This window comes from Actinomadura sp. SCN-SB (genome assembly GCF_043906805.1).
Taxonomy (GTDB): Bacteria; Actinomycetota; Actinomycetes; order Streptosporangiales; family Streptosporangiaceae; genus Spirillospora.
Genome location: NZ_JBIMPP010000045.1, coordinates 24839 through 49979 on the forward strand (window position 1 = coordinate 24839; position 25141 = coordinate 49979).

The 25141-nt window shown below is 72.2% G+C and carries 24 protein-coding genes and 1 pseudogene; 19 read left to right on the forward strand and 6 right to left on the reverse strand.

Going from position 1 to position 25141, the window contains the following annotated elements; all coding sequences use genetic code 11:
* Positions 1-4 precede the first annotated feature (4 nt).
* From ACGWYJ_RS25700 to ACGWYJ_RS25730, 7 genes and pseudogenes are all read left to right on the forward strand, one after another.
* Positions 5-946 carry a S1C family serine protease gene (locus tag ACGWYJ_RS25700; RefSeq protein WP_395108889.1) on the forward strand — a complete coding sequence of 314 codons (942 nt, stop codon included), beginning with the start codon at positions 5-7 and terminating at the stop codon, positions 944-946.
* Positions 947-1020: 74 nt separating this feature from the next.
* Positions 1021-1710 (forward strand): annotated as a pseudogene (locus ACGWYJ_RS25705) (response regulator transcription factor); the annotation flags it as partial.
* Between the two features lie 92 nt (positions 1711-1802).
* Positions 1803-3098: a sensor histidine kinase gene (locus ACGWYJ_RS25710; RefSeq protein ID WP_395108890.1), complete on the forward strand. Its 1296-nt coding sequence runs from the start codon at positions 1803-1805 to the stop codon at positions 3096-3098.
* Between the two features lie 105 nt (positions 3099-3203).
* A complete protein-coding gene (locus ACGWYJ_RS25715; RefSeq protein ID WP_395108891.1) occupies positions 3204-4130 on the forward strand; it encodes a LysR family transcriptional regulator in 927 nt (308 codons plus the stop codon).
* Positions 4131-4433: 303 nt separating this feature from the next.
* Positions 4434-5855 carry an OFA family MFS transporter gene (locus ACGWYJ_RS25720; protein ID WP_395108922.1) on the forward strand — a complete coding sequence of 474 codons (1422 nt, stop codon included), beginning with the start codon at positions 4434-4436 and terminating at the stop codon, positions 5853-5855.
* Positions 5856-5902: 47 nt separating this feature from the next.
* A complete protein-coding gene (locus ACGWYJ_RS25725; RefSeq protein WP_395108892.1) occupies positions 5903-6061 on the forward strand; it encodes a hypothetical protein in 159 nt (52 codons plus the stop codon).
* Between the two features lie 86 nt (positions 6062-6147).
* A complete protein-coding gene (locus ACGWYJ_RS25730; protein ID WP_395108893.1) occupies positions 6148-7023 on the forward strand; it encodes an NTP transferase domain-containing protein in 876 nt (291 codons plus the stop codon).
* A 39-nt stretch (positions 7024-7062) separates the two neighbouring features.
* Here the strand turns inward: ACGWYJ_RS25730 and ACGWYJ_RS25735 are convergent, their stop codons facing one another.
* Complete coding sequence (locus ACGWYJ_RS25735) at positions 7063-7215, reverse strand: LPFR motif small protein (RefSeq protein WP_395108894.1); 153 nt, start codon at positions 7213-7215, stop codon at positions 7063-7065.
* Between the two features lie 246 nt (positions 7216-7461).
* On the opposite strand from ACGWYJ_RS25735, the gene ACGWYJ_RS25740 reads away from it, so the two are divergent.
* From ACGWYJ_RS25740 to ACGWYJ_RS25770, 7 genes are read left to right on the forward strand one after another with little or no spacing between them, the layout of a single operon-like run.
* Positions 7462-7896: a nuclear transport factor 2 family protein gene (locus tag ACGWYJ_RS25740; protein WP_395108895.1), complete on the forward strand. Its 435-nt coding sequence runs from the start codon at positions 7462-7464 to the stop codon at positions 7894-7896.
* 51 nt (positions 7897-7947) lie between these two features.
* Complete coding sequence (locus tag ACGWYJ_RS25745) at positions 7948-9054, forward strand: ABC transporter substrate-binding protein (protein WP_395108896.1); 1107 nt, start codon at positions 7948-7950, stop codon at positions 9052-9054.
* Positions 9055-9090: 36 nt separating this feature from the next.
* Positions 9091-9927, forward strand: coding sequence for an ABC transporter ATP-binding protein (locus ACGWYJ_RS25750; protein ID WP_395108897.1), 837 nt, complete (start codon positions 9091-9093; stop codon positions 9925-9927).
* Between the two features lie 11 nt (positions 9928-9938).
* Positions 9939-10805, forward strand: coding sequence for an ABC transporter permease (locus tag ACGWYJ_RS25755; RefSeq protein ID WP_395108898.1), 867 nt, complete (start codon positions 9939-9941; stop codon positions 10803-10805).
* A complete protein-coding gene (locus tag ACGWYJ_RS25760; RefSeq protein WP_395108899.1) occupies positions 10798-11691 on the forward strand; it encodes an IclR family transcriptional regulator in 894 nt (297 codons plus the stop codon). Before ACGWYJ_RS25755 ends, ACGWYJ_RS25760 begins: the two co-directional genes overlap by 8 nt.
* Before the next feature lie 46 nt (positions 11692-11737).
* The gene (locus ACGWYJ_RS25765; RefSeq protein ID WP_395108900.1) at positions 11738-12940 is read left to right on the forward strand and encodes a CaiB/BaiF CoA transferase family protein; all 1203 of its coding nucleotides are present in this window, start codon (positions 11738-11740) and stop codon (positions 12938-12940) included.
* A 21-nt stretch (positions 12941-12961) separates the two neighbouring features.
* Entirely contained in the window at positions 12962-13774 is an 813-nt protein-coding gene (locus tag ACGWYJ_RS25770; protein ID WP_395108901.1) for an aspartate/glutamate racemase family protein, read from the forward strand.
* A 6-nt stretch (positions 13775-13780) separates the two neighbouring features.
* Here the strand turns inward: ACGWYJ_RS25770 and ACGWYJ_RS25775 are convergent, their stop codons facing one another.
* From ACGWYJ_RS25775 to ACGWYJ_RS25785, 3 genes are read right to left on the reverse strand one after another with little or no spacing between them, the layout of a single operon-like run.
* Complete coding sequence (locus tag ACGWYJ_RS25775; RefSeq protein ID WP_395108902.1) at positions 13781-15586, reverse strand: GMC family oxidoreductase N-terminal domain-containing protein; 1806 nt, start codon at positions 15584-15586, stop codon at positions 13781-13783.
* Entirely contained in the window at positions 15583-17028 is a 1446-nt protein-coding gene (locus ACGWYJ_RS25780; RefSeq protein WP_395108903.1) for a hypothetical protein, read from the reverse strand. Before ACGWYJ_RS25780 ends, ACGWYJ_RS25775 begins: the two co-directional genes overlap by 4 nt.
* Complete coding sequence (locus tag ACGWYJ_RS25785) at positions 16997-17716, reverse strand: FadR/GntR family transcriptional regulator (RefSeq protein WP_395108904.1); 720 nt, start codon at positions 17714-17716, stop codon at positions 16997-16999. Before ACGWYJ_RS25785 ends, ACGWYJ_RS25780 begins: the two co-directional genes overlap by 32 nt.
* 187 nt (positions 17717-17903) lie before the next feature.
* Between ACGWYJ_RS25785 and ACGWYJ_RS25790 the strand changes: the two genes are divergently transcribed.
* Positions 17904-18440: a YbaK/EbsC family protein gene (locus ACGWYJ_RS25790; RefSeq protein ID WP_395108905.1), complete on the forward strand. Its 537-nt coding sequence runs from the start codon at positions 17904-17906 to the stop codon at positions 18438-18440.
* Between the two features lie 9 nt (positions 18441-18449).
* A complete protein-coding gene (locus tag ACGWYJ_RS25795) occupies positions 18450-19037 on the forward strand; it encodes an HD domain-containing protein (RefSeq protein WP_395108906.1) in 588 nt (195 codons plus the stop codon).
* Here ACGWYJ_RS25795 and ACGWYJ_RS25800 read toward each other — a convergent pair.
* Positions 19034-20158 (reverse strand): FAD-binding protein, encoded by a 1125-nt coding sequence (locus ACGWYJ_RS25800; protein WP_395108907.1) that lies wholly within the window; start codon positions 20156-20158, stop codon positions 19034-19036. The genes ACGWYJ_RS25795 and ACGWYJ_RS25800 overlap by 4 nt on opposite strands.
* A gap of 406 nt (positions 20159-20564) precedes the next feature.
* Here ACGWYJ_RS25800 and ACGWYJ_RS25805 point away from each other — a divergent pair, with 406 nt between their 5' ends.
* On the forward strand, positions 20565-21989 hold the full coding sequence (locus tag ACGWYJ_RS25805) for a trehalose-6-phosphate synthase (RefSeq protein WP_395108908.1): 1425 nt from the start codon (positions 20565-20567) through the stop codon (positions 21987-21989).
* Between the two features lie 314 nt (positions 21990-22303).
* On the opposite strand, the gene ACGWYJ_RS25810 is transcribed toward ACGWYJ_RS25805, so the two are convergent.
* Positions 22304-22927: an ATP-binding protein gene (locus ACGWYJ_RS25810; protein ID WP_395108909.1), complete on the reverse strand. Its 624-nt coding sequence runs from the start codon at positions 22925-22927 to the stop codon at positions 22304-22306.
* Positions 22928-23125: 198 nt separating this feature from the next.
* Between ACGWYJ_RS25810 and ACGWYJ_RS25815 the strand changes: the two genes are divergently transcribed.
* Together ACGWYJ_RS25815 and ACGWYJ_RS25820 are read left to right on the forward strand one after the other, a co-directional pair.
* Positions 23126-23356: a DUF397 domain-containing protein gene (locus tag ACGWYJ_RS25815; protein ID WP_285695753.1), complete on the forward strand. Its 231-nt coding sequence runs from the start codon at positions 23126-23128 to the stop codon at positions 23354-23356.
* A 69-nt stretch (positions 23357-23425) separates the two neighbouring features.
* Positions 23426-25000, forward strand: a complete 1575-nt coding sequence (locus ACGWYJ_RS25820; RefSeq protein ID WP_395108910.1) for an acyl-CoA synthetase — start codon at positions 23426-23428, stop codon at positions 24998-25000.
* Positions 25001-25141 lie beyond the last annotated feature (141 nt).

The following is a 25141-nucleotide window of genomic DNA, read 5'->3' on the forward strand; positions in this document are numbered from 1 at the left end:
TTCCATGAGTCAGCACGGCGAGGACTCGCGCTACGGGCTCGGCGAGCCGCGCGGCCCGGACTTCCAGCCGGCGCGGCTGCCCGCCGCCTGGCTGTCGCCCTCCGCCGGCCTCCCGCGCCCGGACGGCGGGCGGCCGGCGGCGTTCACCGTCACGTCCGACCCCTGGACGGCGCGCGGCACGGCCACCACGACGGTCGGGAGGGGCCCGCGGCTGCTGACCGCGGGGCTGCTGGCGGCGGCCCTGGCGGGCGGGGCCGTGGGCGCCGTGACCGGATGGGTGAGCGCGGGCCGCGCCGTCGCCCCGATCACCCAGTCCACGGCCGGTCCCGCCAACGGGCCGGGCGACCTCAGCGACGTCGCGGCGCGGGTGCAGCCGAGCGTGGTCTCGGTGGAGACGCGGACGGGGACGGGCGGCGGAGGCACCGGCTCCGGCTTCGTGATCGACCGGAACGGCCACATCCTGACCAACGCGCACGTGGTGGAGGGCGCCGCCGAGGTCGACGTGGTGCTGTCGGACCGCCGCCGGCTGACCGCGCGGGTGCTCGGCGAGGACCGGGCGCAGGACCTGGCGGTGCTGGCGATCAGCCCGTCCGACAGCCCGTCCCCGCTGGTGTTCGGGCGCTCGGCGGACGTGCGGGTCGGTGATCCGGTGATGGCGCTGGGCTCCCCGCTCGGCCTGGCCGGAACGGTCACCGGCGGCATCGTCAGCGCGCTGAACCGCGAGGTGAGGCTCGGCGACGGCCAGCGGCGCAGGGCGGTGCAGACCGACGCGTCCATCAACCCCGGCAACTCCGGCGGGCCGCTGGTGAACGCGCGCGGCGAGGTGATCGGCGTGAACACCGCGATCGCCACGCTGAGCCGGGGCGGCGGTGGCGGATCCATCGGCATCGGCTTCGCGATCCCGGTGGACACGGCCGTGGACGGTGCCAGGCGGATCATCCGCTGACACGATGGAGGCGCCGGGTGCAGAGCCGACACAAGGCGATGGCGTCCGCGCCACGACGGGACTGAGGAGGCTCGATGCGGATCCTCGTGGTCGAGGACGAGGAGGACCTCGTCGAGGCGCTCCGGTACGGGCTGGTCCGTGCCGACTACGCGGTCGACGTGGCCTACGACGTCGAGCAGGCGTCCGAGAAGCTGTACGCGGCCTCCTACGACCTGATGATCCTGGACCTGTCGCTGCCGGACGGGGACGGGTTCGACCTGTGCCGGTCGATCCGGCAGGGCGAGCTGAACGGGGAGAGCGACCCCGGCCTGCGCATCCTGATGCTGACCGCCAGGGACCGCCTCGCCGACCGGGTGCGCGGGCTCGACCTGGGCGCCGACGACTACCTGGTCAAGCCGTTCGCGTTCCCCGAGCTGCTGGCCCGCGTCCGCGCGCTGCTGCGCCGCGACACGGTCCGGCCCGGAGGCGCGGCCTCGGCGGTGTGGCGGGTCGGCCCGCTCCGCCTGGACACCGGGCGGCACGAGGTCTTCAGGGGCGACCGGCGGTTGCAGCTCACGCCCAAGGAGTTCGCGGTGCTGCGCTACCTGATGAGCCGTCCCGGGCAGGTGGTCTCCTCCGAGGACCTCCTGGAGCACGTCTGGGACGAGAACGCCGACCCGTTCACCAACACCGTCCGGGTCACCATCGGGACGCTGCGCCGCAAGCTGACCGTGGACGGCGAGGAGCAGCTCATCGAGACCGTCGTCCGCCAGGGCTACCGCCTGCGCGAGCACGACGGGCCCACCCCGAACGGCACGGATCCGAACGGCCCCGAGCACGGCACCGCCGCGCGAGTACGAGAGATGTCCGACTGATCATGCGCCTGCGCCTGCCGTCCCGCCCGCCCCGTACGCCACGCCGCCTGCTGCCCGGCGGGCGGCGGCTCCCGGCCTTCGTCCACTCGATCCGGTTCCGGCTCACGGTGATGTACTCGACGCTGCTGTTCGTCCTGACCGCGATGGTGCTGGGCGGCATCTACACGGCGGTGGCGGCCAGCACCGAGGCCGAGCCGATCACCCAGACCTACCGCGCCGACAAGTACTTCCGCCTGCCCGACGGCACGGAGATCAAGCAGGGCGAGGTGGACGTCGTCAAGCTCCAGCAGGTGGAGCAGGCGGTCAACTACGAGACCCAGCAGGCGCTCCGGCACTACTCGCTGATCATGCTGGCGGGCCTGTTCCTGGCCAGCCTGGGCATCGGCTGGGTGCTGTCGGGACGGGCGCTCAAGCCGGTCAGGGCCATCGCCCGCACCGCCGAGGAGATCCAGGCCACCGACCTGTCGCGGCGGATCCGGCTGAGCGGGCCGAAGGACGAGCTGCGCTACCTCGCCGACACGATCGACTCGATGCTGGACCGGCTGGACGAGGCGTTCGGCGCGCAGCGGCAGCTCATCGACGACGCCTCGCACGAGCTGCGCAGCCCGCTGGCGATCATCCGGGCCAACCTGGACACCGTGCTGACCGCGCCGGACGCCGAGGACGCCGACCGCCGCCGTGCCGTCCAGGTCGTGGACCGCGCGACCACCCGGATGACGCGGCTGGTGGAGGACCTGCTGGCCACCGCGCGCCGGTCGGCCCCCGCCTTCCACGACACCGACGTGGACCTGGCGGTGGTCGCCCGCGAGGCCGCCGAGGAGTTCGACTCGCTGGCCGCCGCCCGCCGCATCGCCATCGAGCGCGACCTGAGCCGCGGCCTGCTGATCATCGGCGACCATGACGCGCTGCGCCGCGCCGTGGGCAACCTGCTGTCCAACGCGGTGCGGCTGGCGCCCGCCGGTTCGCGGATCAGGGTGGCGGCGGGCCGGTCCGGCGGCTGGCAGTGGATCGCCGTCCAGGACGAGGGGCCGGGACTGGACGCCGACGCGCAGGCCCGGGTGTTCGACCGGTTCTGGCGTGGCCAGGACGCCCGCCGTTCCCGTGACCGCCGCACGGGGCTCGGGCTGGCCATCGTCCGGCACATCGTGGAGGCGCACGGCGGCCATGTGCGGCTGTTCTCCACCCCGGGCGTGGGCAGCACGTTCGTGCTGTGGCTTCCGGTGACCGACGGCGACGCCACCACCCCGCAGGCCCCGCCGGGCGATGACCCGCTGCCCCGCGACGGCGGCTCGTCCTGACGCCCGCGCCGGTGGCCCTCCGCCGAGGCCCGGACGGCTTCCGTGCGATCTCATCAGCTTTGGTTATCAGTGACGGGTTCGTGGGGTTCTGGTATCTATGACGGCGTGCTGCTGCGTCAGTTGGAGTACCTCGCCGCCTTGGCGCGCGAAGGCCATTTCGGCCGTGCCGCCGAGGCGTGCGACGTCTCCCAGCCCGCCCTGTCGGCGGGCATCCGGAAGCTGGAGACCGAGCTCGGGGTGCAGATCGTCCAGCGCGCGCAGCGTTTCGAGGGGTTCACCCCTGAGGGGACCGAGGTGCTGCGGTGGGCGCGGCACGTGCTCGCCGAACGGGAACAGCTGAAGCGCACGCTCGAAAGCAGAAGGGGCGGACTGTCCGGCGTCCTGCGGATCGGCGCGATCCCCACGGCGCTGAGCGTCGCGGCGCTGCTGACCACCCCGATGCGGCGGAGGTATCCGCTCGTCCGGTTCTCGCTGCGGTCGATGTCGTCCCGCGAGATCGTGAGCGGGCTCAACGACTTCGACATCGACGTGGGCATGACCTACGTCGACGGCGAGCCGCTCGGCCGGGTGCGCGTGGTGCCGCTCTATCGGGAGCGCTACATGTTCCTGACCGCGGACGGGGGCGAGCTCGCCGGGCAGCGGTCGATCACCTGGGCGCAGGCCGCGGCGGCGCCGCTGTGCCTCCTGCCGCCGGTGATGCAGAACCGGCGGATCCTGGACGGGTACTTCGCCGAGGCCGGTGCCGTGGCCGAGCCCGTGGTCGAGGCCGACACCGTCTCGGCGATCTACGCGCATGTCGCGTCCATGCGCCTGTCGAGCGTCATCCCGCACGCCTGGCTGCACGGTTACGGCGTGCCCGACGGCGCCCGCGTGATCCCGCTGCCGCCGCCGGAGCGCACGTATCACGTCGGGCTCGTCCTGGCGGGCGGCGGACCCGAGCCGCTGCTCGCGCGGGCGCTGGTCGACATCGCCCGCCAGGTGGACCTCCCGCACGAGCTGGAGCAGGTGGCGAGCAGGATCACGCACGGCTGACCGGCCGTCCGCGTGATCACATTTCCACCAGGGGAAAACCGTCTTCCACTTCCGTGGTCCCGGGGATATGAAGACAGGGGCTCGGGACGTTCGGCGGTCGTGGGCGAGACCTGTCCGCCGACCTGGGCCCCGCCGGCGCTCCGGGCCGGCTGTCCACCGTCCGCTCACCCCTCGGGGGGATTGGCCTTGATCAGTGTCGCTGACGTGCTCCGGCAAGCGCCTCGCGCGGCGTCGCTCAGCCTTCGGGTCAGTTGAGACGGAGTCCGCCACACCCCACTCACCAGGAGGTGCGCAGTGGCTGCGTTGACCTTTCTCGACCGGGCGCATACGGTCGCCCCGCCCGGCTACAGCAGGTGGCTGATCCCTCCGGCCGCCCTGGCCATCCATCTTTGCATCGGGCAGGCGTACGCCACGAGCGTGTACAAGGAGCCGCTCGTCGCCCACTTCGACACCAGCCTGACCGCCATCGGAGTGATCTTCTCCATCGCCATCGTGATGCTCGGCGTGTCAGCGGCGATCTTCGGCACCTGGGTGGACAGGGTCGGGCCGCGCAAGACGATGTTCACCTCGGCGTGCTGCTGGGCGTCGGGGTTCCTGATCGGCGCGGTGGGGATCGCGACCGAGCAGCTGTGGCTGGTCTACCTCGGCTACGGGTTCGTCGGCGGCATCGGCCTCGGCCTGGGCTACATCTCGCCGGTGTCGACGTTGATCAAGTGGTTCCCCGACCGGCCCGGCCTCGCCACCGGCATGGCCATCATGGGCTTCGGCGGCGGTGCCGCGGTCGCCGCGCCGCTGTCGCGCGAGCTGCTGTCCTTCTACGGCGGTGACGAGCCGGGCGGCGACGCGGTGATGAAGCTGTTCCTCACCCTGGGAGTGGCCTACTTCCTGGTCATGATGCTGGGGGTGTTCACCGTCCGGGTCCCGGCGCCGGGGTGGAGGCCGCCGCATTTCGACCCGGCCAAGGTCGCGGCCAAGCCGCTGGTGACCACGGGCCACGTCGCGGCCGGCAACGCGATCAAGACGCCGCAGTTCTGGCTGCTGTGGACGGTGCTGCTGTGCAACGTCACCGCCGGCATCGGGATCCTCGAACAGGCGGGCCCGATGATCCAGGACTTCTTCCGGGACGCGGCCACCAACACCTCGACGGTGAACGCGACCGTCGCCGCGGGCTTCGTCGGCGTCCTGTCGGTGGCCAACATGACGGGCCGCTTCGTCTGGTCGTCCACCTCGGACTACATGGGCCGCAAGCCCACCTATGTGATGTACCTCGGCGTGGGTCTCGCCCTCTACCTGCTGCTGGCGCTGGCGGGATCGAGCTCCACCGCGCTGTTCGTCCTCATCTGCGTGGTCATCCTCTCCTACTACGGAGGCGGCTTCTCCACGGTCCCCGCGTATCTGCGTGACCTGTTCGGCACGTACCAGGTGGGCGCCATCCACGGGCGCCTGCTCACCGCCTGGTCCACGGCCGGCGTCCTCGGCCCGCTGATCGTCAACCGGGTCCTGGACGCCCAGGGCACCCCGGGAGAGCTGGTCGCCTCCGACTACCGGCCGGCGCTGTTCATCATGGTCGGCGTCCTGGCGATCGGCTTCGTCGCGAACCTGCTCATCAAGCCCGTCTCCGAACGCTGGCACGAGGACGCGGCCGTCGTGGCGGCGGCGGAGGCCGGTCACCATCCCGCGGAGGCACCCGAGAAGGCCACCGCGGGTGACGCCCGGCAGTCGTAGATGTCGCAGGAACGTAGGGGAAACTTAGGGACGAGGAGCACGCACCCATGACCGCACCCGCATCCGCACCGGCTCCCGGTACGGAGGAGCACGCGTCCGGCAAGTACAAGGCACAGCTCGTCATCGCCTGGACGATCGTCGGGATCCCGCTCGCGTACGGGGTCTACAACGCCATCAAGGCCGCCCTGCAACTCTTCGGCGGCTGATCCGGATTCAGGGTGTCGCACCCGTCCAGCGCCCGCGCGGTGCGACACCCTGGAAACGGCCGCCTCGACGTGGAAGGACCATCGCCATGACGGACCGCACCGGCGGCGTGCGGGCCGCGGCCGGCGTCGTACTCGCCGGCGGGCGCTCGACGCGGATGGGCACGCCGAAGGCGGCCCTGGAATGGCACTCCTCGACCCTCCTGCGCCGCGTGACGGGTGTCGTCGCCCGCGCCGTCCACGGCCCGGTGATCGTCGTGCGCGCCCCCGGTCAGGACCTTCCCGCCCTCGGCCCGCGCGTGCTCGTCCGCGAGGACCCGGAGGAGGGCGGCGGGCCCATGGTCGGGCTGGCCGTCGGCCTGGCGGCGGCGGCCGGGCACGCCGACGTGGCGTTCGTCTGCTCCACCGACCTGCCCTTCCTGCACTCCGCCTTCGTCACCGCGGTCCTCCGCGGCTTCGACACCGCTCCCGCCCCCGATGTCGTGCTGCCCGTCGTCGGCGGCTTCCGGCAGCCGATGGCCGCCGGTTACCGCACCGCCCTCGCGCCGAGGGCCGGGAAGCTGGTCGACGCGGGACGGGCGAAGCCGGCGCATCTGTTCGAGGAGGTCGCCGTGCGCCGGCTCGACGAGAACGCGCTGCTCGCCGACGCCCGGCTGGCGGGAGCCGACCCCGCGCTGGACTCGGTCTTCAACGTCAACACCCCCGGCGACTACCGCGCGGCGCGCGAACGCCCCGCGCCCGAGGTCGTCGTGGTACGTCACGGCGCACTCGCCACAGGAAACGGCGCCGCCGGGCCGCGACGGGTTCTGGCCGCGACCGTGGGCGCCGCCGCCGAGCGCGTCGGGCTGACCCTGGACGAGCACGTCGTGGCCGTGGTCAACGGCGAACGCGTCCACGGGGACGCGGAGTCGCCGCTGGAGGCGGGCGACACCGTGTCGTTCATCCCCGCGGACCTCGCCCACTAGCCGGGCCGCGCTCAAGCGCCGTGCCATGGCGCCGGGACGTCAGACCGCCCGGCGACCGCGACGGCGGGGACGACGGGCGGGACGGCGGCCCGCGCCGCCGCCGATCAGGCGTGACAGCACCCTGAACGGCAGCGTGACGATGCTGGCGAGGGTGCCGATCACGGCCTGGAGGGCTGCTGCGATGCGGCCCATGATGTCTCAACTCCTTGGGGGTTCGGTTTCCCTTCCTTGGCGTAACCCGTACCCCCCGTGAGGTTTCCATGCGTCCGCCGCGCACTCCGCGCGGCCGTCCACGCCGTCCGGCGGGCGTGCGACCGGGCTGAAGTCACGGTTTCCGGCTATTGACGCGCTGAGGAGCGCTTCCTTACAGTTCCGTCTACGTTCGTTCCGTCTAACCGAACGACGTATCGCTCAGCCGAACAAATGAGAGTGCGATCCATGGGTGAAACCGGCTCCCACCGTCCAGGGGCGGCGAGTGCCCTCGTCGACCGCTATCTGCGGCTCTGCGAAGACCGCGAGCTGGACGAGGCGGGCGCGCTGCTCGCCCCGGGCGCGCGCCTGGTGTTCCCGGGAAACCGGGTGCACTCCTCGCTCCCGGAGATGGCCGCGGCGTCGGCCACCCGTTACCGCTGGGTCCGCAAGGAACGGGAGCGCTACTTCGAGGGAGCCGCGGACGGCGGGCTGACGACCGTCACCTCGCTCGGCACCCTCTACGGCGAGGACCTGGCCGGACGGCCCTTCTCCGGCGTGCGGTACGTGGACGTGTTCGTCCTACGCGACGGGCTGATCGTCGAACAGCACGTGTACAACGACCTCGCGCTCGCCGGCATCGCGGCATCGCCGGCGGCCGAGCATCCCGGGACGCCCACGTAGGGCGGAGCTCGGCGAGACCCCCTGTCAACCCATTCGATCGAGGTCCCGAACATGAAGAGCACCCTCCGTCCGAGCGTGGCGGCACTGGTCGTGTCCGCCGTCGCGCTCGCCCTCACCGCCTGCGGCGGATCGTCCGGCGGCGGTTCGGCCGACAAGGAGATCACCGTCGCGTTCGCCGGCGCGGTCAACGCGCCGAAGGAGGACGTCGCAACCTACGCCGTGGCCAAGGACCAGGGCTTCCTCGACGCGACGCTGAAGGTCAAGACCATCAACGCGGACGGGTCGTCGGCCGCGATCCAGGCGGTGACCTCGCGCAGCGCCGACATCACGGCGGCCGACATGGGCTCCATCCTGGCCGCCCGGGAGAAGGGCGTGCCGATCAAGGCGATCGGCGGGCTCGTGCAGAACTGGCCGTGGCGGATCGCCGTCAAGCCGGACAGCCCGATCAGGTCCGGTGCCGACCTCAAGGGCAAGAAGATCGGCGTGATCAGCCTCGCGTCGGGCTCGGCCCCGTACGCCCGCGCGTTCGCCAAGGACGCGGGCCTGGACGGGCAGAAGGACATCGACCTGCTGCCGGTCGGCATCGGCACCCCGGCCGCGTCCGCGCTGAACAGCGGCAAGGTGGACGCGCTGGCCCTGTACACGGCGCCGTACGCGGCGATCGAGAACTCCGGCACCAAGCTGCGGTACCTGCCGAACGGCGCCGCCTTCCAGGGCATCCGCTCGCTCACCTTCGCCGCCCGCGAGGACACGATCAAAGAGAAGAAGGAGGAGCTGACCCTCTACCTGCGGGCCGCCTACCAGGGTCTGCTGTTCTCCTCGGTCCAGCCGGAGGGCGCCATGCGGATCGGGTTCAAGACGTTCCCGGCGATGCTGTCCGGCCAGACGGTCGAGCAGCGGCTGGCGGCCGACACGAAGGTGCTGAACAGCTTCCTCGACAGCGCCACCCCGGCCCAGGGCGAACCGGAGTCCTTCTCCAACTGGGGCGCGATCGGTGACGCCGAGTGGCAGAAGACCATGGCCTACACGCGGGCCGCGGGTCAGATCACCAAGGACATCCCGGTCTCCGACGTCTGGGACCCCAGCCTGCTCGCGGGCGCCAACCAGTTCGACGCCGCCCAGGTGATCGCCAAGGCGAAGGCGTACGCCCCGGCGTAGCGGCACCCCGCCCCCAGACCGTCCGAAGGAGAGTTCATGGCCAGCAGAATCCTCGGCCACCACCAGGCCGCGAAGGCCGCTAAGGCCCCGGAGGCCGACGAGGACTCCTGGATCGAGGTGGCCGGCCTGCAGAAGGTGTACCGGCCGCGCAGATCGGAACCGACCCACGCGCTGTCCGACATCGACTTCACCATCCGGCGTGGTGAGTTCGTCTCGGTCGTCGGGCCCTCGGGGTGCGGGAAGACGACCCTGCTGAAGATCCTGGCCGGGCTGATACCGAAGACCGAGGGAACGGTGCGGGTGGCGAACCGCGACGTCACCGGCCCGTTGCCCGAGGTCGGGATGGTCTTCCAGGCCGCCACCCTGCTGCCGTGGCGGACCATCCTGCAGAACGTCATGGTCCCCGTCCAGGTGCAGCGGCTGAACGTCCGCGAGTACCGGGCGCGCGCCGAGGAACTGCTGCGGATGGTCGGCTTGGAGGACTTCGCCGACAAGTATCCGCACGAGCTGAGCGGTGGCATGCAGCAGCGCGCCGGGATCTGCCGGGCGCTCGTGCACAACCCCGCGGTGCTCCTCATGGACGAGCCGTTCGGCGCCCTGGACGCGATGACCCGCGAGTATATGAACGTGGAGTTGCTGCGCATCTGGCGGGAGAGCGGGCAGACGATCGTGTTCGTCACGCACTCGATCTCCGAGGCGGTCTTCCTGTCCGACCGTGTCATCGTGCTCAGCCCCCGGCCCGGCCGCATCGCCGAGATCGTGGACATCGACCTCGGCCGCCCCCGCGACCTCGGCATGGTGTCCTCGGACGCCGCGGGCGTCCACGTGAAGCGGATCCGCGAGCACTTCAGCGCCACCGGCGCCATCGATTGACGAGGTCCCCCATGGCATCGACACAGAACACGTCCACGGGCCCGGCGGCCCTGCCGGACGCGGCCCCGCCCCAGAGCGCGGCCGGGTCCCGCCGCCGGCTCGATCCGCGGGAGCGGCCGGAGATCGTGCTCGTCCCGGCGGTCTTCGCGATCGTGATGCTCGGCTGGGAGTTCCTGGCCCGGCCGCTCGGGATCGACGAGTACACCCTGCCGCGGCCCTCGCAGATCTACACGGCGCTCGAAGCCCAGCTCACCGACGGCCAGTTCTGGGGGCACCTGCGGGTGACCCTCCAGGAGGCGCTGCTCGGGTACGCGATCGGGGTCGGCGTGGCGATGCTGCTGGGCACGCTGATCTCGCAGGTCCGGCTGGTCGAGCGAACGCTCATGCCGTACATCGTGGCCTTCCAGACCGTGCCCAAGGTGGCGCTGGCGCCGCTGTTCGTCGTCTGGTTCGGCTTCGGGATCAGCAGCAAGATCGTGATGGCGGCGGTCATCTCGTTCTTCCCGATGCTGGTCAACGTCATCGAGGGGCTGCGCTCCGCCGACGCGGACCGGATCCAGATGCTCACGGTGTTCGGCGCCGGGCGCTTCCAGATCTTCCGCATGGTGCGGCTGCCCACGGCGGTGCCGTTCATCTTCGCCGGGCTCGACATCGGGATCGTGTTCGCGATCCTCGGCGCGGTCGTCGGCGAGTTCATCGGCGCCAAGGAGGGGCTGGGCTACCTGCTGCTGCAGAGCAACTTCAACTTCGACATCGCGGGCATGTTCGCGGTGCTGGTGGTGCTCTCCGTGCTCGGGCTCATCGCGCACTTCCTGATCCGGCTCGCCCAGCGGCGGCTGGCGTTCTGGGCCGAGGAGAACAGGGTCATCGGTGCGTGACGTCCCCGCCGCCCGTCCCGCCCACCCCGCCGAGGACCTCATGACCACCGACGACTCCGACACCCGGATCGAGGCCGAGACCAAGGACGGCCCCTCCCGGTCGGGCATCGCCCGCGCCCTGGCCGTGATCGACGCGATCAGCCGGTCGCCGGAGGCCCAGGGGGTCTCCGTGCTCGCCCGGGAGATCGGCCTGTCGAAGGCGGTGACCCACCGGATCCTGCGCGAGTTGGTCGCCGGCCGGTTCCTGCGCTTCGACGAGACGACGAAGGTCTACCGGCTCGGCCCCGGCGCGCTGAGCATCGGCCTGGCGGCGCTGCGCGAGCTGGACGTCCCGGCGATCGCGCACCGCCACCTGGTCTCGCTGTCGGAGCGCACCGGGGAGACGACCACGCTCTCGCTGCGCCAGGGCTGGTCGCGGGTGTACGTCGACCAGGTGCTGTCGTCGCACGAGATCCGCATGTCGGTCGCGCTCGGCACCAGCCACCCGTTGCACGCGGGGTCGTCGTCCAAGGCGATCCTGGCGGCGCTGCCCGACACCGAGGTCGACGACTACATCGCGCACCACCGGCTCGACAGCGTCACCGACGCCACCATCACCTCGGCGGACGAGCTGCGCGAGGAGATCCGCCGGATCCGGGCGCTGGGCTACGCGGTCAGCTCCGGCGAACGGCAGTCGGGCGCGGCGAGCGTCGCGGCGGCGATCCACGGCCCCGCGGGCCAGGCGATCGGGTCGATCTCGGTGTGCGGGGTGCAGCACATGTTCACCCGCACCCGCAGCAGGTCGCTCGGCGAGCAGGTGATCGCGACGGCCGCCGCGATCTCCGCCGACCTGGGCCGCGGCCCGTCCAGGGCCGGGGACGAACGCAGGACGGCGTCCGAGCACTGACGGCGGCGGGCCACCGCCGCGTCCGGTCTTCTACAGGGGGAAACGAATGCAGGACGGTCCACTCCACGGACTGCGGGTCATCGACGCCTCGACCATTCTCGCCGGGCCGCTGTGCGCGCAGATCCTCGGCGACTTCGGCGCGGACGTCGTGAAGATCGAGCATCCGGTGACCGGCGACGGGATGCGCGGCCACGGCAGGTCCAAGGACGGCACGCCGATCTGGTGGAAGGAGATCTCGCGGAACAAGCGGGCGCTCGCCCTCAAACTGTCCGTCCCCGAGGGCGCCGAGATCCTGCTCAAGCTGGCGGCGCGGTCGGACGTGCTGATCGAGAACTTCCGCCCGGGGACGCTGGAGCGCTGGGGCCTGGGGCCGGACCGGCTGCACGAGGTCAACCCGAGCCTGATCATCGTCCGGGTCACCGGCTTCGGGCAGCGCGGCCCGTACGCCGGGCGGGCCGGGTTCGGCACGCTCGCCGAGGCGATGAGCGGCTTCGCGTACATGACCGGCGAGCCGGACGGGCCGCCCACGCTGCCCGCGTTCGGGCTCGCCGACAGCATCTGCGGGATCGCCGCCTCGTCGGCGACGGCGATGGCGCTGTGGCACCGCGACCGCGACCCGGAACGGCGCGGCCAGGTCATCGACATGAGCCTGCTGGAACCGCTGATGACGGCGGTCGGACCGGCGCCCACCGTGTACGACCAGCTCGGCGTGGTCGAGGAGCGGCACGGCAACCGGTCGACGAACAACGCGCCCCGCAACACCTACCGGACCGCGGACGGGCACTGGGTCGCGGTGTCGACCAGCGCGCAGCAGATCGCCGAGCGGGTGCTGCGGCTCGTCGGCCATCCGGAGGTGATCGAGCAGCCGTGGTTCGCGACCGGCCATGGCCGCGCGGAACACGCCGACCTGCTCGACAAGCTGGTCGGCGACTGGATCGGCGAGCGCACCCGCGAGGAGGTCATCGCGGAGTTCACCGACGCGGGCGCTGCCGTCGCCCCCGTCTACAGCGCGGCGGACATCGTCGGCGACCCGCACGTCCGGGAGACGGAGATGCTGACCAGCGTCCCCGACCCGGACTTCGGGACGATGCTGATGCACAACGTCATGTGGCGGATGTCGCGCACGCCGGGCCGGATCCGCTTCACCGGGCGCCCGCTGGGCGCCGACACCGAGGGGCTGCTCGTCGACGAACTCGGCCTCGACCCGGCGGAGGTGGCGAGCCTGCGCGAGCGCCAGATCGTGGCCTGACCGTCGAGGAGAGGTGAACCGTTGAACAGGATCTGGTTTCAGAAGCACACGGTCGTCGGCCGCAATCCCTGGCTGGACGAAGGGTACGAGCGGCACGCCCGCGACATCCTCGGCGACCGCGCGGCCGTGGAGTTCCACGCGCTGCCCTCCGAGGCGTACGCGACACGGATGCCCGCCGACCACGTGAAGTACGGCCAGCTCGAAGTCTTCTTCTCCTGGTACTTCGCCGAGCGGGCGGTGGAGGCCGAGCGCCGCGGCTTCGCGGCGTACGTGATCGGCACCAGCCAGGACCCCGGTCTGGACGCGGCGCGCTCGCTGGTGTCGATTCCGGTCGTCGGGTACGGGCAGGCGACCTTCGACTTCCTGCGCTCCCAGGGGCTGCGGTTCGGCGTGGTCGGGTTCGTCCCGGCGCTGGAGGAGGCGCTGCGGGCCAACCAGGCCCGCTACGGCTGCGCCGAGTTGTGCGTGGGTTTCCGCTACCTGCCGGAGGGGCGCACGCTCATCGAGAAGGGGCTCCCGGACGACGCCCTGCCCGCCCTGCTGGAGAAGATCGAGGGGGCGGCGGCGGAGCTGCGCGAGGCGGGCGCGCAGGCGATCGTCTCGGGTGAGGGCATTCCCTGCGAGCTGCTGTGGCGTGCCGGGATCCGCCGGGTCGCCGGCCTCCCGCTGATCGACTCCAACGGCCTGGCGCTCGCCACCGCGAACCTGCAGGCGGACCTGCTCGCCGCGGGCGTGTGGAGCCGCGAGGCCCCCGGCTACCTGACCGACCGCGCCCCGGTCGAAGAGGTCGACCGCCTGCGCGCCCTCTTCGGCCCCGCCATCACCCGCGGCTGACCCGCCTCATCCGTCCGCGAGCGCCGCGTCGGCGTTCCTGAGGGCCATCGCCATGATGGTGAGCTGCGGGTTCACCTCCGGGCAGGTCGGCAGGACCGACGCGTCCACCAGGTGCACACCGCGTACTCCGCGCAGCCGCCCCTGCGGGTCGGCGGGCGTGCCGGCGCCGCCCATCCGGGCCGTGCCGGTCGGGTGGAAACCGGCCAGGTGCAGGTCGGTGACCGGGGCGGAGGCGACGGCCTCCGACACCTCTTCCTCGGTACGGGCGATCGGGTGGCGGGGCAGGCCGGTGAGCACCTCGCGTGCCCCGGCGGCGAGCAGGATCCGGCCCATGGCGACCAGCGCCCGGCGGAGCCGTGCCGCGTCCCGGGCGGAGAGGTCGTAGCGGGGGAGCGGGCGCCGCCGCCCGTACACGCGCCCGGACGGGCCGTCGGCGATCATCGCGCCGAGCACCGCGAGCCGGCCGGACTCCGCCAGCCGCCGCCGCAGCTCCCGTCCCGTGCCGGGCAGCACGAACGAGCTCATGCCGTGCGGGCTCGCGGTCGCCTCGATCAGGATCCCGTCGCCGTGCGCCTCCTCGATCCCGGCGCTCTGCATCACGCCCGACCAGGACACCACCGGCTCGTCGAACCGCCCGGCCATGCTCGTGGCCGGGTGGACGGCCATGCCGCGCCCGAGCCCGGGATGCCCGCCCAGACCGGAGCGGCGCAGCAGCGGTGGCGTCTGCGTCGCGCCCGCGGCCACGACGATCCGGGACGCGAGGATCTCCAGGTGCGTCCCGTCCGGGCGCCGGGCCCTGGCGCCGGTGGCACGACCGCGTTCCACCAGGATGCGTTCGACCTTCGCGTGCGTGATGATGCGGGCTCCGGCCGCGCACGCCTGGGGAAGCGCGTTCAGGTGGACGCCGTTCTTCGCGTTGCGCGGGCACCCGGCGGCGCACTGGCCGCTGCCCGCGCAGCCGGGGGCGTTGCGGCGCAGCGGCGCGGCCTTCCAGCCCAGCCGCCGCGCGCCCTCCAGCGCGAGCAGCCCGTTGCGTCCCAGCACGTCGATGGGCTGCGGAGCGACGTGCAGGGTCGCCTCCACCTCGTCCAGGTAGGCGTCGAAGCCGTCCATGGGAACGCCGAGCCGCGACCAGCGGCGCTGGACGTGCGGGGGCGTCCGGTAGCAGGTGCCGCTGTTGACGACCGTCGTGCCCCCCACGGCGCGTCCCTCGGGCAGCAGGACAGGGGGACGGCCGAGCGCGAACGAGGCGCCCGCGTCCCGGTAGAGCCGGGTGAAGCGTTCGAGCGGCGGGCGGTCGCGGAAGTCGGCGGCGACGAAGCGGCGTCCCTCCTCCACGACCACCACGGACAGGCCCGCGCGGGCCAGCGTGCGCGCCGCCATCGCCCCGCCCGCTCCCGACCCGATGACGATCGCGTCGGCGGTCGTCCTGGACGGCCATGCGCTGGACGGCGTGCAGTCCAGGTCCGCGTCCGGCCGCGCCCCCTCGTACGGCACGCGCGGGGGAGCGGGCAGAAGCTCCGTGGCCGCCGCCTGAAGCAGGGGGATCTTCAGCGTCTCCAGCAGCCGGACCGCCGCCGGCCGCCCTTCCAGCACCTTGCACAACGCCTCGCGCCGGTCGGCGTCCAGCGCGTCCAGGGGGCGCCCCGTGAGGAGGCGGGACAGCACGTCCACGGCCCCGGCGCCCGCGGTGAGCCCCAGGCGCGCGGCCGGTGTGGGGAAGGCGTCGCGGGCGCGGGTGGCGACGCGCCGCACGTCGTCCTCGTCCTCCAAGCCCAGGACGGCCGCCACCGTCCCGGTCAAGGCGTTCACGTGTCGCCTCTGCGGGCGGCCTCGCCGTGGGGCCGGAAACCCACTTCCGCGTGGCCGGTGCCGTCCAGGCGCCATTCGCGTTCGACGCTCCAGCCGCGCTCCGCCGTCCGCCGTGACAGCGTGATGACCACATCGGCGCGCTCGGTGTTGTGGCAGACCGCCGGGCGCCCGTCCGGATCGGCGTAGTCGACCGCCACCGTCTCCTCGGGACGCTGGTGGACCTGGATGTGGACGCGGCGATCGCCGACCCGGCCGTGGACCGTCCAGGTGGGCAGCATGGGCTCACAGCGCAGCCGGAACGCGGCCAGCAGTGGGTCGCCCGCGGGCCAGTCCTCGCCGTCCACGCGCAGCCGGACGAACGGGAGCGCGGGCAGCCGGTTCATCAGCGGGCGGGTGGAGACCGCGGCCACGACCTCGCACACGTCGCCGCCGCCCAGATCGGCGTGCAGCCACGCCCAGCGCTCCGCGTTGCCGTGCCCGTAGATCCGGGCCGAGCCGCCGCGCCCGCCGCGCACCTCGAGCTTCCGGTCACCGAACCGCACCACGCCGTTGTACGTGGCGGCCGGCATGGAAACGATCTGCGCGGCGGGAAGCACCTCCCGCTCCCAGGCCCAGCGCGGGAAGGTGTAAAGCGGCTCGCCGATGCCCGACTCCGACAGCTCCCACGAAAGGTCACCCGCCTTTCCCGTAAGCCATCCCGGCACGTGCTCCACCGGTCCCGCGGTGAAGCCCGGCCTGTCCGCGTCCTGCCAGCCGTACGGACCGAACCGCCCGAACACCGGGGTCTCACCGGGAGGGAAGACCGCCGCCCACCCGTGCGCCCGAGCCTCGCCCTTACCGGACGCCACGAGTTCGTGGTGGAGCCAGATCCCGGTGCCGGTCGCGGGGTCGGTCAGCGTCGTGTACCACACCTCAAGCCGGCCGGACTGATGCCGCCATCGCGACCTCATCAGCACGGGGAGCCCGAACGGATCCGGAACGCGGGCCGCCTCGGGGAACCGGAAGGACGCCAGGAACCGGGCAAGGTCGCGGCGCAGGTCGAAACGCAACCTGGCCTCACCGACCACCGTCCCGTCCTCATCGGTGACCGTGACCGGCAGGAACGTCAGGGAGTGCAGTGGCCGCCATGGCGTGAGCGACTTCCAGCCGTCCAGGTGGAGGCGCCGCCCGTCCAGCGCCGTGAGGTCCAGGGTGTAGCGGATCCGGCGTGCGGTGACCGGCGCGACGTGCAGCCGCCCCGTCGCGGCGCGGTCGTCCGCCCAGCCGGGAACGGTCACGCGGCCGGACACGCTTCCCTCCAACGTCCTCCAGGGAAGCAGCACTTCGGGCAGGTCGGCGTCCAGCTTCATCCTCATCGGGCGCACGGGTTCCTCCCGCTCGCCCTTCAGGCGCACCGTCCCCTCCATGACCTCACTGAACGTCGTGCGGCGGCTGCTGTTCATCGGCCCTCCCCAGCATCAGGGACTCGGTCTCGGCGTAGTAGGCGTCGGCGGCCTCGCGGGCCCGGACCGCGTCCCCCGCGCACAGGGCCGCCACCAGCGGGGCGATCCGGTCCGCGGCGCCCGGCGGGTCGGTGAAGGCGCCCGCGAACCGCTCCCGCACCGCCAGATAGGCGTTGAGCAGCGCGTTCACCAGGAACCCGTACACCCGGTTGCCGGTGGCCGCGGCGATCACCCGGTGGATCTCGCACTCGGCGAGCTGGGCGGTGTCCGCGTCCGGCGCCGCGCGCAGCTCGCCCGCCAGCGCGCGCAGCCGGTCCCGGTGCTCGGGCCCGGCGTGCGCGGCGGCCGTGGCGGCGACCTGCGCGCCCACCTCGCGCCGCACCTGGAAGATCTCCGCCGCCCACTCCGGGCCCGCGGTGCCGACCAGCATCGGCAGCAGCTCGGGGCCGCCCAGCCGCTCGTAGTCGCGGACGCGGGTGCCGACACCGTGCCTGGTCTCCACCAGCCCCGCCTGCCCGAGACGGACCAGCGCGTGCTTCACCGACGTGCGGGTGACCTGGTACGCGGTGGCCAGCTCGCGCTCGGGCGGCAGGTAGGACCCGGGAGGGTAGCGGCCGCTGAGGATGTCGTCCCGCAGCCGCGCGGCCAGGGTGTCGACGAGGGTGTCACGGGGCAACGGGGTGGTCACGGCCCGCCCTTCGCTACGGTACGGTCGCCAGTGGCTCAGTGGATGAGCCACTGTGCCACTGTGGCAGCGCCGTCCGCCACCGTCAATGCCACCGTGTTGAAGGTCCTCGCGGGTTAAAGGCCCTCGCGTTCATGGCAAGGTGGAACGCGCGTACGCGTAACGACGCGCGAAACGGAAGGGGCATCGGATGACGGCGAACGCGATGGGGACTCTGGACTGGCAGCTGGCCGCCGGGCGGGCCGACCTGCTCGCCGGCCCGGTCGCCGCGGCCATCGGGCGGCGGCCCGAGGCGAAGGTCGCCGAGATCGACCCCGAGCTCGCCGACACCGCGGCGTTCTGCGAACGGTACGAGGTGCCGCTGGAGGCGAGCGCCAACTGCGTGATCGTCGCGGCCAAGCGCGGCGGCGAGGTCTCCCACGCGGCCTGCGTGGTCCTGGCCACCGACCGCGCCGACGTGAACGGCGTCGTCCGCAAGCGGCTCGGCGCGCGCAAGGTGTCGTTCGCGCCGATGGCGGACGCGACCTCCCTGACCTCGATGGAGTACGGCGGCATCACCCCGGTCGGGCTGCCCGCCGGCTGGCCGGTCCTGGTGGACGAGGCGGTGGCGGACGCGCCCCAGGTCGTCATCGGCAGTGGCCTGCGCCGTTCCAAGCTGCTGCTCCCCGGCAAGTCCGTCGCCGACCTGCCGGGCGCGGAAGTGCTGGCGCTCACCCTCGCCCGATAGGCGGCCCCCATGACCATGGACATATCCCCCGCGCTTCACCGTGCCCTGGAGGAGCCGGGCTTCCGCCCCCTGCCCGGCACCGTCGTCGTCCTGCTGGAGGCCGTTCAGGCGCCACCGCGGCTGGCCGCGCACCTGCGCGCGGTGCACGACGTCGCGTGCGACCTGTCGGGCTGGGTCGGCGACCGCTATCCGGCCGCCGGAGCCGACCCGGGCGCGGTCGCGTTCGGCGCCGCCACGCACGACATCGGCAAGGCGCTGCATCCCGGCGAGCTGTCGGGGCCGGGTCAGGCGCACGAGTTCGCCGGGTACCAGCTGCTTCTCTCGTACGGGGTGGACGAGCGGCTGGCACGCTTCGCCCGCACCCACTCCTCCTGGCACGAGGACGGCATCGGCATCGACGACCTGCTGGTCAGCCTGGCCGACAAGGTCTGGAAGGCCAAGCGCGTCCGCGACCTGGAACAGCTCGTCACCGACCGGCTGGCGGTCGCGTCCGGCGAGGCTCCCTGGCAGGCGTACGTGGCGCTGGACGACCGGCTCCAGCAGATCGCCGAGGACGCCGACCGCCGCCTGGCCTACCAGTCCGCCTACCCGGTCTAGCCGGTCTGGCCGCTCTGGCCGCCGACCGGGGCTGGGTAGGGGACGCCACCCGCCGCGCGGGCGCGTTCGTGGAAACGCTCGTTGGCGGACGCCATGGCCGCGGGGGAGGGGCAGCCGGGCGAGGCGGTGCGCAGCAGCCCGAACTGCACCGGATCGGCCACGTTCGCCAGGCCCGGCGTCCCCGTGTCGCCGGTGCCCTTCAGCGCCTTGACGAGGACGACACCGCTGAGGCCGATGTCCCCGGGCTCCATCGCGGCGAGGGTGCTCTCGATGAACCCGGCCGCGACCCGCCCCGGCAGGAAGGCGATCGCCCAGGGGTGGGGCCGCCGCCACTCGCCGAGGGCGATCAGCTCGTCCACGTCCGGGGTCATCCGGTCGGCGAACTCCCGGTACGTCGCCGTCTCGACCTCGCTCGGGCCGAGCCCTCGCGGCGGCTCCTTCCCGTCGAACAGCACCGCCTTCGCCTCGTACCGCCACCCGGTCTCGGACGGCTTGGCCTGGCCGGAGAGATGGTCGGCCGGTGCCGTGGTCTGGACGCGCAGGAGCGCCGTGGCGTCCTGACACGGCACCGTGCAGACCAGGACGTCGCGCGGGGCCGGCACGAGCCGGAGGACCGCCCTGGTGATGATCCCGTGCCGTCCCGAACCGCCCCTCACCGCGTCGAACAGCCGCCGATCGAGCGAGGGCGAGCACCGCGCGATCCGCCCGTCCCGCGTGACGACCTCCAGCTCGGCCACGTTGCCCGCCTGGGTGCCGTGGACGTGGGACGTCCCGCCCACGCCCCCGGCGGACAGGGTCCCGCCGACGGTCAGGTCGAGGTAGTCGGTGAGGACGGGAGGGGTGAGGCCGTGCGGCAGCGTCGCCTCCAGCACCTCGCGCCAGGTCGCGCCCGCGTCCACGCTCACGCCGGCATCCCGAACCTCGTGGACGGTGGCGAGGCCGCGCATGTCGATAGAGATGCCGCCGGTCAGGGATCGCCCATCGGTGGAATGACCGCGTCCACGAGGGACCACAGGGGTTCGCCCGTCCGCGCGCAGCAGCGTGGAGGCGACCTCACCGGCGGATGTGGGACGCACCACTTCTTGCGGCGCACCAACAGCACTTCCCCCGAAATCCTGCATAACTCAGCACGCTACCGCGCGGCCAGGGGATGGCTCTTTGTAATGAACCGGTCCGACCCAAGCCCGCCGGCACGGTAGCGCAGGGTGATCGACGACCATTGGCTGGTGCCCTATCCGGGATTGATGATGTCCGAAATGGATGGTCGGTGAATGCACTGGTCAGTGCGTCGCTTCATCGGGACGGTGCGGGAGTGGACCGCGACCGTAACCTCGGGGCCAGATGTCGGTGGCGGTGGGCGGCCATCCGCGCCACGCTGCGTGACCAGGTTCTACCGTCGTGTTGAGGGCGTGTCCCTTAGCGGCTTTCGTGATCCGGAAACCGGCGGTTAACGTCACTCTGACACAATGGCCTAACAGCTGTAGTTCTGGGCATGGAGGTCGTTACTACTTCAGGAGGCGGTCGCGCGTGTCGCACGGCAGTGAGTTCGTTGTGGTGGCCAACCGGCTTCCGGTCGATCGGGTCCCCGGAACCGGGACCGGTGATGGGGCGGCCTGGCGAAGAAGCCCCGGCGGCCTGGTGAGCGCCATCGCGCCGGTGATGCGGCGCAGGCAGGGCACCTGGGTGGGCTGGCACGGAGCGCCCGACGAGGTCCTGGAACCGTTCGAGACCGACGGGCTGAACCTCCACCCCGTGCCACAGTCCGCCGACGACGTGAAGTACTACTACGAGGGCTTCTCCAACGCGACCCTGTGGCCGCTCTACCACGACGTGGTCGCGCGTCCCGTATACAGCCGCGAGATGTGGGACGCCTACGTCCGGGTCAACGAACGGTTCGCCAAGGCCGCGTCCGAGGTGGCCTCGAAGGGCGCCGTCGTGTGGGTGCAGGACTACCAGCTCCAGCTCGTCCCGGCGATGCTGCGGCGGCTGCGTCCCGACGTGCGGATCGGCTTCTTCCTGCACATCCCGTTCCCGCCGCTGGAGCTGTTCTGGCAGTTGCCCTGGCGCCGGCAGATCCTGGAGGGGCTGCTGGGCGCCGACCTGGTGGGCTTCCAGTTGCCCGGCGCCGCTTCCAACTTCGTCCGGCTGTGCCGCAGGCTGCTGGACGCCCGCTACAACAAGCAGGACGTGTACTGGGAGAACCGCGTCGTCCGCGCCCGCTCGTTCCCGATCTCCGTGGACGTGTCCGAGCTGAACGAGCTCATCACGCGCCCGTCGGTGCGGGAGCGCGCGGAGGAGCTCCGCACCGACCTCGGCGACACCACCGTCCTGCTGGGGGTGGACCGGCTCGACTACACCAAGGGCATCACCCAGCGCCTGGAGGCGTTCGGCGAGCTCTTCCGGGACGGGCACCTCAAGCCGGGCCAGGCCGTGTTCGTGCAGATCGCGACCCCCAGCCGCGAGCGCGTCGAGCAGTACCAGCTCCTGCGCGACCAGATCGAGCAGCAGGTGGGCCGGATCAACGGCGAGTACGGCGAGATCGGCTTCCCGGTGGTGCACTACATGCACACCTCCTACACGAGGGACGAGCTGGTCGCGCTCTACCTGGCCGCCGACGTCATGGTGGTGACGCCGCTGCGGGACGGCATGAACCTGGTCGCCAAGGAGTACGTGGCGTGCCGTTCCGACCTGCGCGGCACGCTCGTGCTCAGTGAGTTCACCGGTGCCGCGGCCGAGCTGCGCCGCGCCTACCTGGTGAACCCGTACGACATCGACGGCCTCAAGGACACGCTGCTCACCGCGCTGAACGCCGGGCCCACCGAGCAGGCCCGCCGGATGCGCGCCATGCGCAAGCGGGTGATCGAGCACGATGTCGATCGCTGGGCGCAGGACTTCCTGACCTCACTGGAGGAGGCGCAGCGGCGCCACGGGGTCCCGGCCGCCATGAGCTGACGCCGCCGGCCGGGGCCTTCGCTGAATGTTTGCTGAATATTGCGGCCGGCGCGGACGGGCCCGGAGCCCTGACGATGACCAGCGCCCGACGGCCCAGGCCGGAGTTGAGGGGCGTCCGGGGCGCCGATGCGAGGCGTCCGGATTGCCGGGTTTTTCGTGGGAAGTGCGGTTTCCGGGCCTTGTCCCTGCGTGCAGGCGCCACCGGCCGCCCGGGCTTCGGCGGACACGTTTCGCCACCATGTGAAAACCGCGTGCAGCCGATGGGGCCCGTCCCGGGGACGGAAACCCGCCCCGGGACGCCTCGCGGGCGCGGGTCAGACCGGCCGCGGCGCGGCGGAGCGCACGTCGAACGCCGCCCAGACGGCCTTGCCGCCGGTGGCGAGCGGGGCCCAGCCCCACGAGGCGCTGACCGCGCCGACGACCAGCAGGCCGCGCCCGCCCTCGCCGAAACGGCCCGGCTCCTGCGCGATCGGCTCGGGCGTGCGGGCTCCGGGATCGGTCACGGCCGCGACGACGCGCCGGGGGTGACCGAGCAGGACGAGCTGGATCGGGCCTGCCGGCAGCGGCCTCGGCAGCCCGCGCAGCCCGTGCTGGAGCGCGTTGGTGACCAGCTCGGACACGGCGGCGACGACGTCCTCCGCGGTCGCGTCCAGGCCCCATTCGCGCAGCGTGGCCTGCGTGAACGCGCGCGCCTGCCGGGGTGAGCTGTTCTCGGCCGGCAGCACCTGCCGCGCGGTGCGCGGCACGCCCGACGGCGGCGCGGGCCACAAGCCGGCCAGCCCTGGCACGACCGCGGGAGCGCCCTGCGGGGCGTCCTCGGCGAACGACGTGCGGGGTTCCGGCAGGGGAGCGTGGTCCGGCAGCGGGTGCGGGCCAGGATGCCGCTGGCCGTTGGGGGCGGCCGGAGCCGCCACGTCGTCTGCCTGGTCAACGATCATTGTCAAACCCCAGTGGCGTGCGGGTCGTTACGTGGCGGGCGTTCGCTATCTTGCTCCCCATGTCGTGCAGATGCAAGACCGTCTGCATGGACGAATGCAAGAACGAATGCACGTGCATCTCGTACCATGGCGTTGGGGTGGGGCGAGATCGCGGCCTCCCTGCGGGGAGGCGGAGTACGCCTTAGAGGGGGCAGATTGATGGACGGCGCCAAGCTGTCGGACGTCCGCCGGGCCGAGCTCGCCTGGCAGAAGAGCCGCCGGAGCAACCCGAGTGGCAACTGCGTCGAGATGGCGGAGCTCCCGACGGGGGAGATCGCCGTGCGCAATTCCCGGTACCCGGACGGGCCGGTCCTGATCTACACGCGAGAGGAGGTCGAGGCGTTCGTCGGTGGCGCCAAGGACGGTGACTTCGATCACATCCTGGTGTGAGCCCGTTCGGTCCATCGGTAAACCGAATCTCATTCCAATTCGGCGATCCGCCCGGTAGCGTGCACTTTCATGCATCCGGGGCAGATCGCCGAACAGGCCCCCGGCAAGCCCGCCGTGATCATGGCGGGCTCCGGGCGGGTCATCACGTACCGAGAGCTCGACGAGGAGTCCAACCGGCTGGCGCACCTGCTGCGGGCCCAGGGGTTGCGACCCGGCGACCACATCGCCTTCATGCTGGAGAACCATCCGCTGTTCCTCCCCATCGCCTGGGCGGCACAGCGGTCGGGGCTCTACTACACGGCCATCAGCTCGCGCCTACAGCCCGAGGAACTCGCCTACATCGTCGACAACTGTGAAGCCAAGGTCTTCATCACCAGTCACGCGCTCGCCCGTACGGCCGTGTCGATCGCCGAGCGGACGCCCAATGTCCGGCTGCGCCTGATGGTGGACGGCGCCGCGCCGGGCTTCCTGCCCTACGAGCAAGAAGTGGCCCGGCAGCCAGTGACCCCTATCGCCGACGAGTGCGAGGGGGGAGACATGCTCTACTCCTCGGGCACCACGGGCCGCCCCAAGGGCGTCAAGCCACCGCTGTCCCTGGCGCCGCTCGGGGAGGCCGGGCCCCTCTACCAGCTCATCTCGCTGCTGTTCCAGCCGGACGGGGACTCGGTCTACCTCTCACCGGCGCCGCTCTACCACGCGGCCCCCTTGCGCTACTGCCTCACCTTCCAGCGCATCGGCGCGACCATCGTGGTGATGGAGAAGTTCGACGCGGAGGGCGCGCTGGCGGCGATCGAGAAGTACAAGGTCACCCACAGCCAGTGGGTGCCGACCATGTTCATCCGCATGCTCAAGCTCCCCGAGGAGACCCGGGCGCGGTACGACCTGTCGAGCCTGCGGTGCGCGGTGCACGCGGCGGCGCCCTGCCCGGTCCCGGTGAAGGAGCAGATGATCGACTGGTGGGGCCCGATCCTGCACGAGTACTACGCCGGCACCGAGGGCAACTGCTTCGTCTACACCGGCTCGCAGGACTGGCTCGCGCACAAGGGCACCGTGGGACGTCCCCTGCTCGGCGAGATCCACGTGTGCGACGACGAGGGCAACGAGCAGCCGCCCGGCACCCCGGGGACCCTCTACTTCGGCAACGGGCCCACGTTCGAGTACCACGGCGACGAGGAGAAGACCAAGTCGTCCCGCGACCCGTGGGGGCACGGCTGGACCACGCTGGGCGATGTCGGCTACGTGGACGAGGAGGGCTTCCTCTACCTCACCGACCGGCGTTCCTACATGATCATCAGCGGCGGGGTGAACATCTACCCGCAGGAGGCCGAGAACGTCCTGGCCGTCCATCCCGCGGTCGCCGACGTGGCCGTGATCGGGGTGCCGGACCCCGAGATGGGCGAGGCCGTGAAGGCCGTCGTCCAGCCGCAGGACCCGGCCGCCGCGGGCCCGGAGCTGGCGGACGAGCTGATCGCGTACTGTCGGGAGCGGCTGGCCCACTACAAGTGCCCCCGCAGCGTCGACTTCCGGGAGGAGCTGCCCCGCCACCCCACCGGAAAGCTCTACAAGCGCCTGCTACGGGACGAGTACTGGAAGGACCACCCAGGCCAAGCCGGGCCTGCGGATCGCGCCCCAGCGCCCTCCTGAGGCCCGGCAGAGCCCGGACGGCGGGCACCGGCCGCCGGGGTGACGGCACCGACGGACGGCGTCGGCGGACGGCACCGGCGAGAAAGGCGAAGCGCCCCGCCCCCTGAGCTCGTTCCAGGGGACGGGGCGCATGCCCGTACG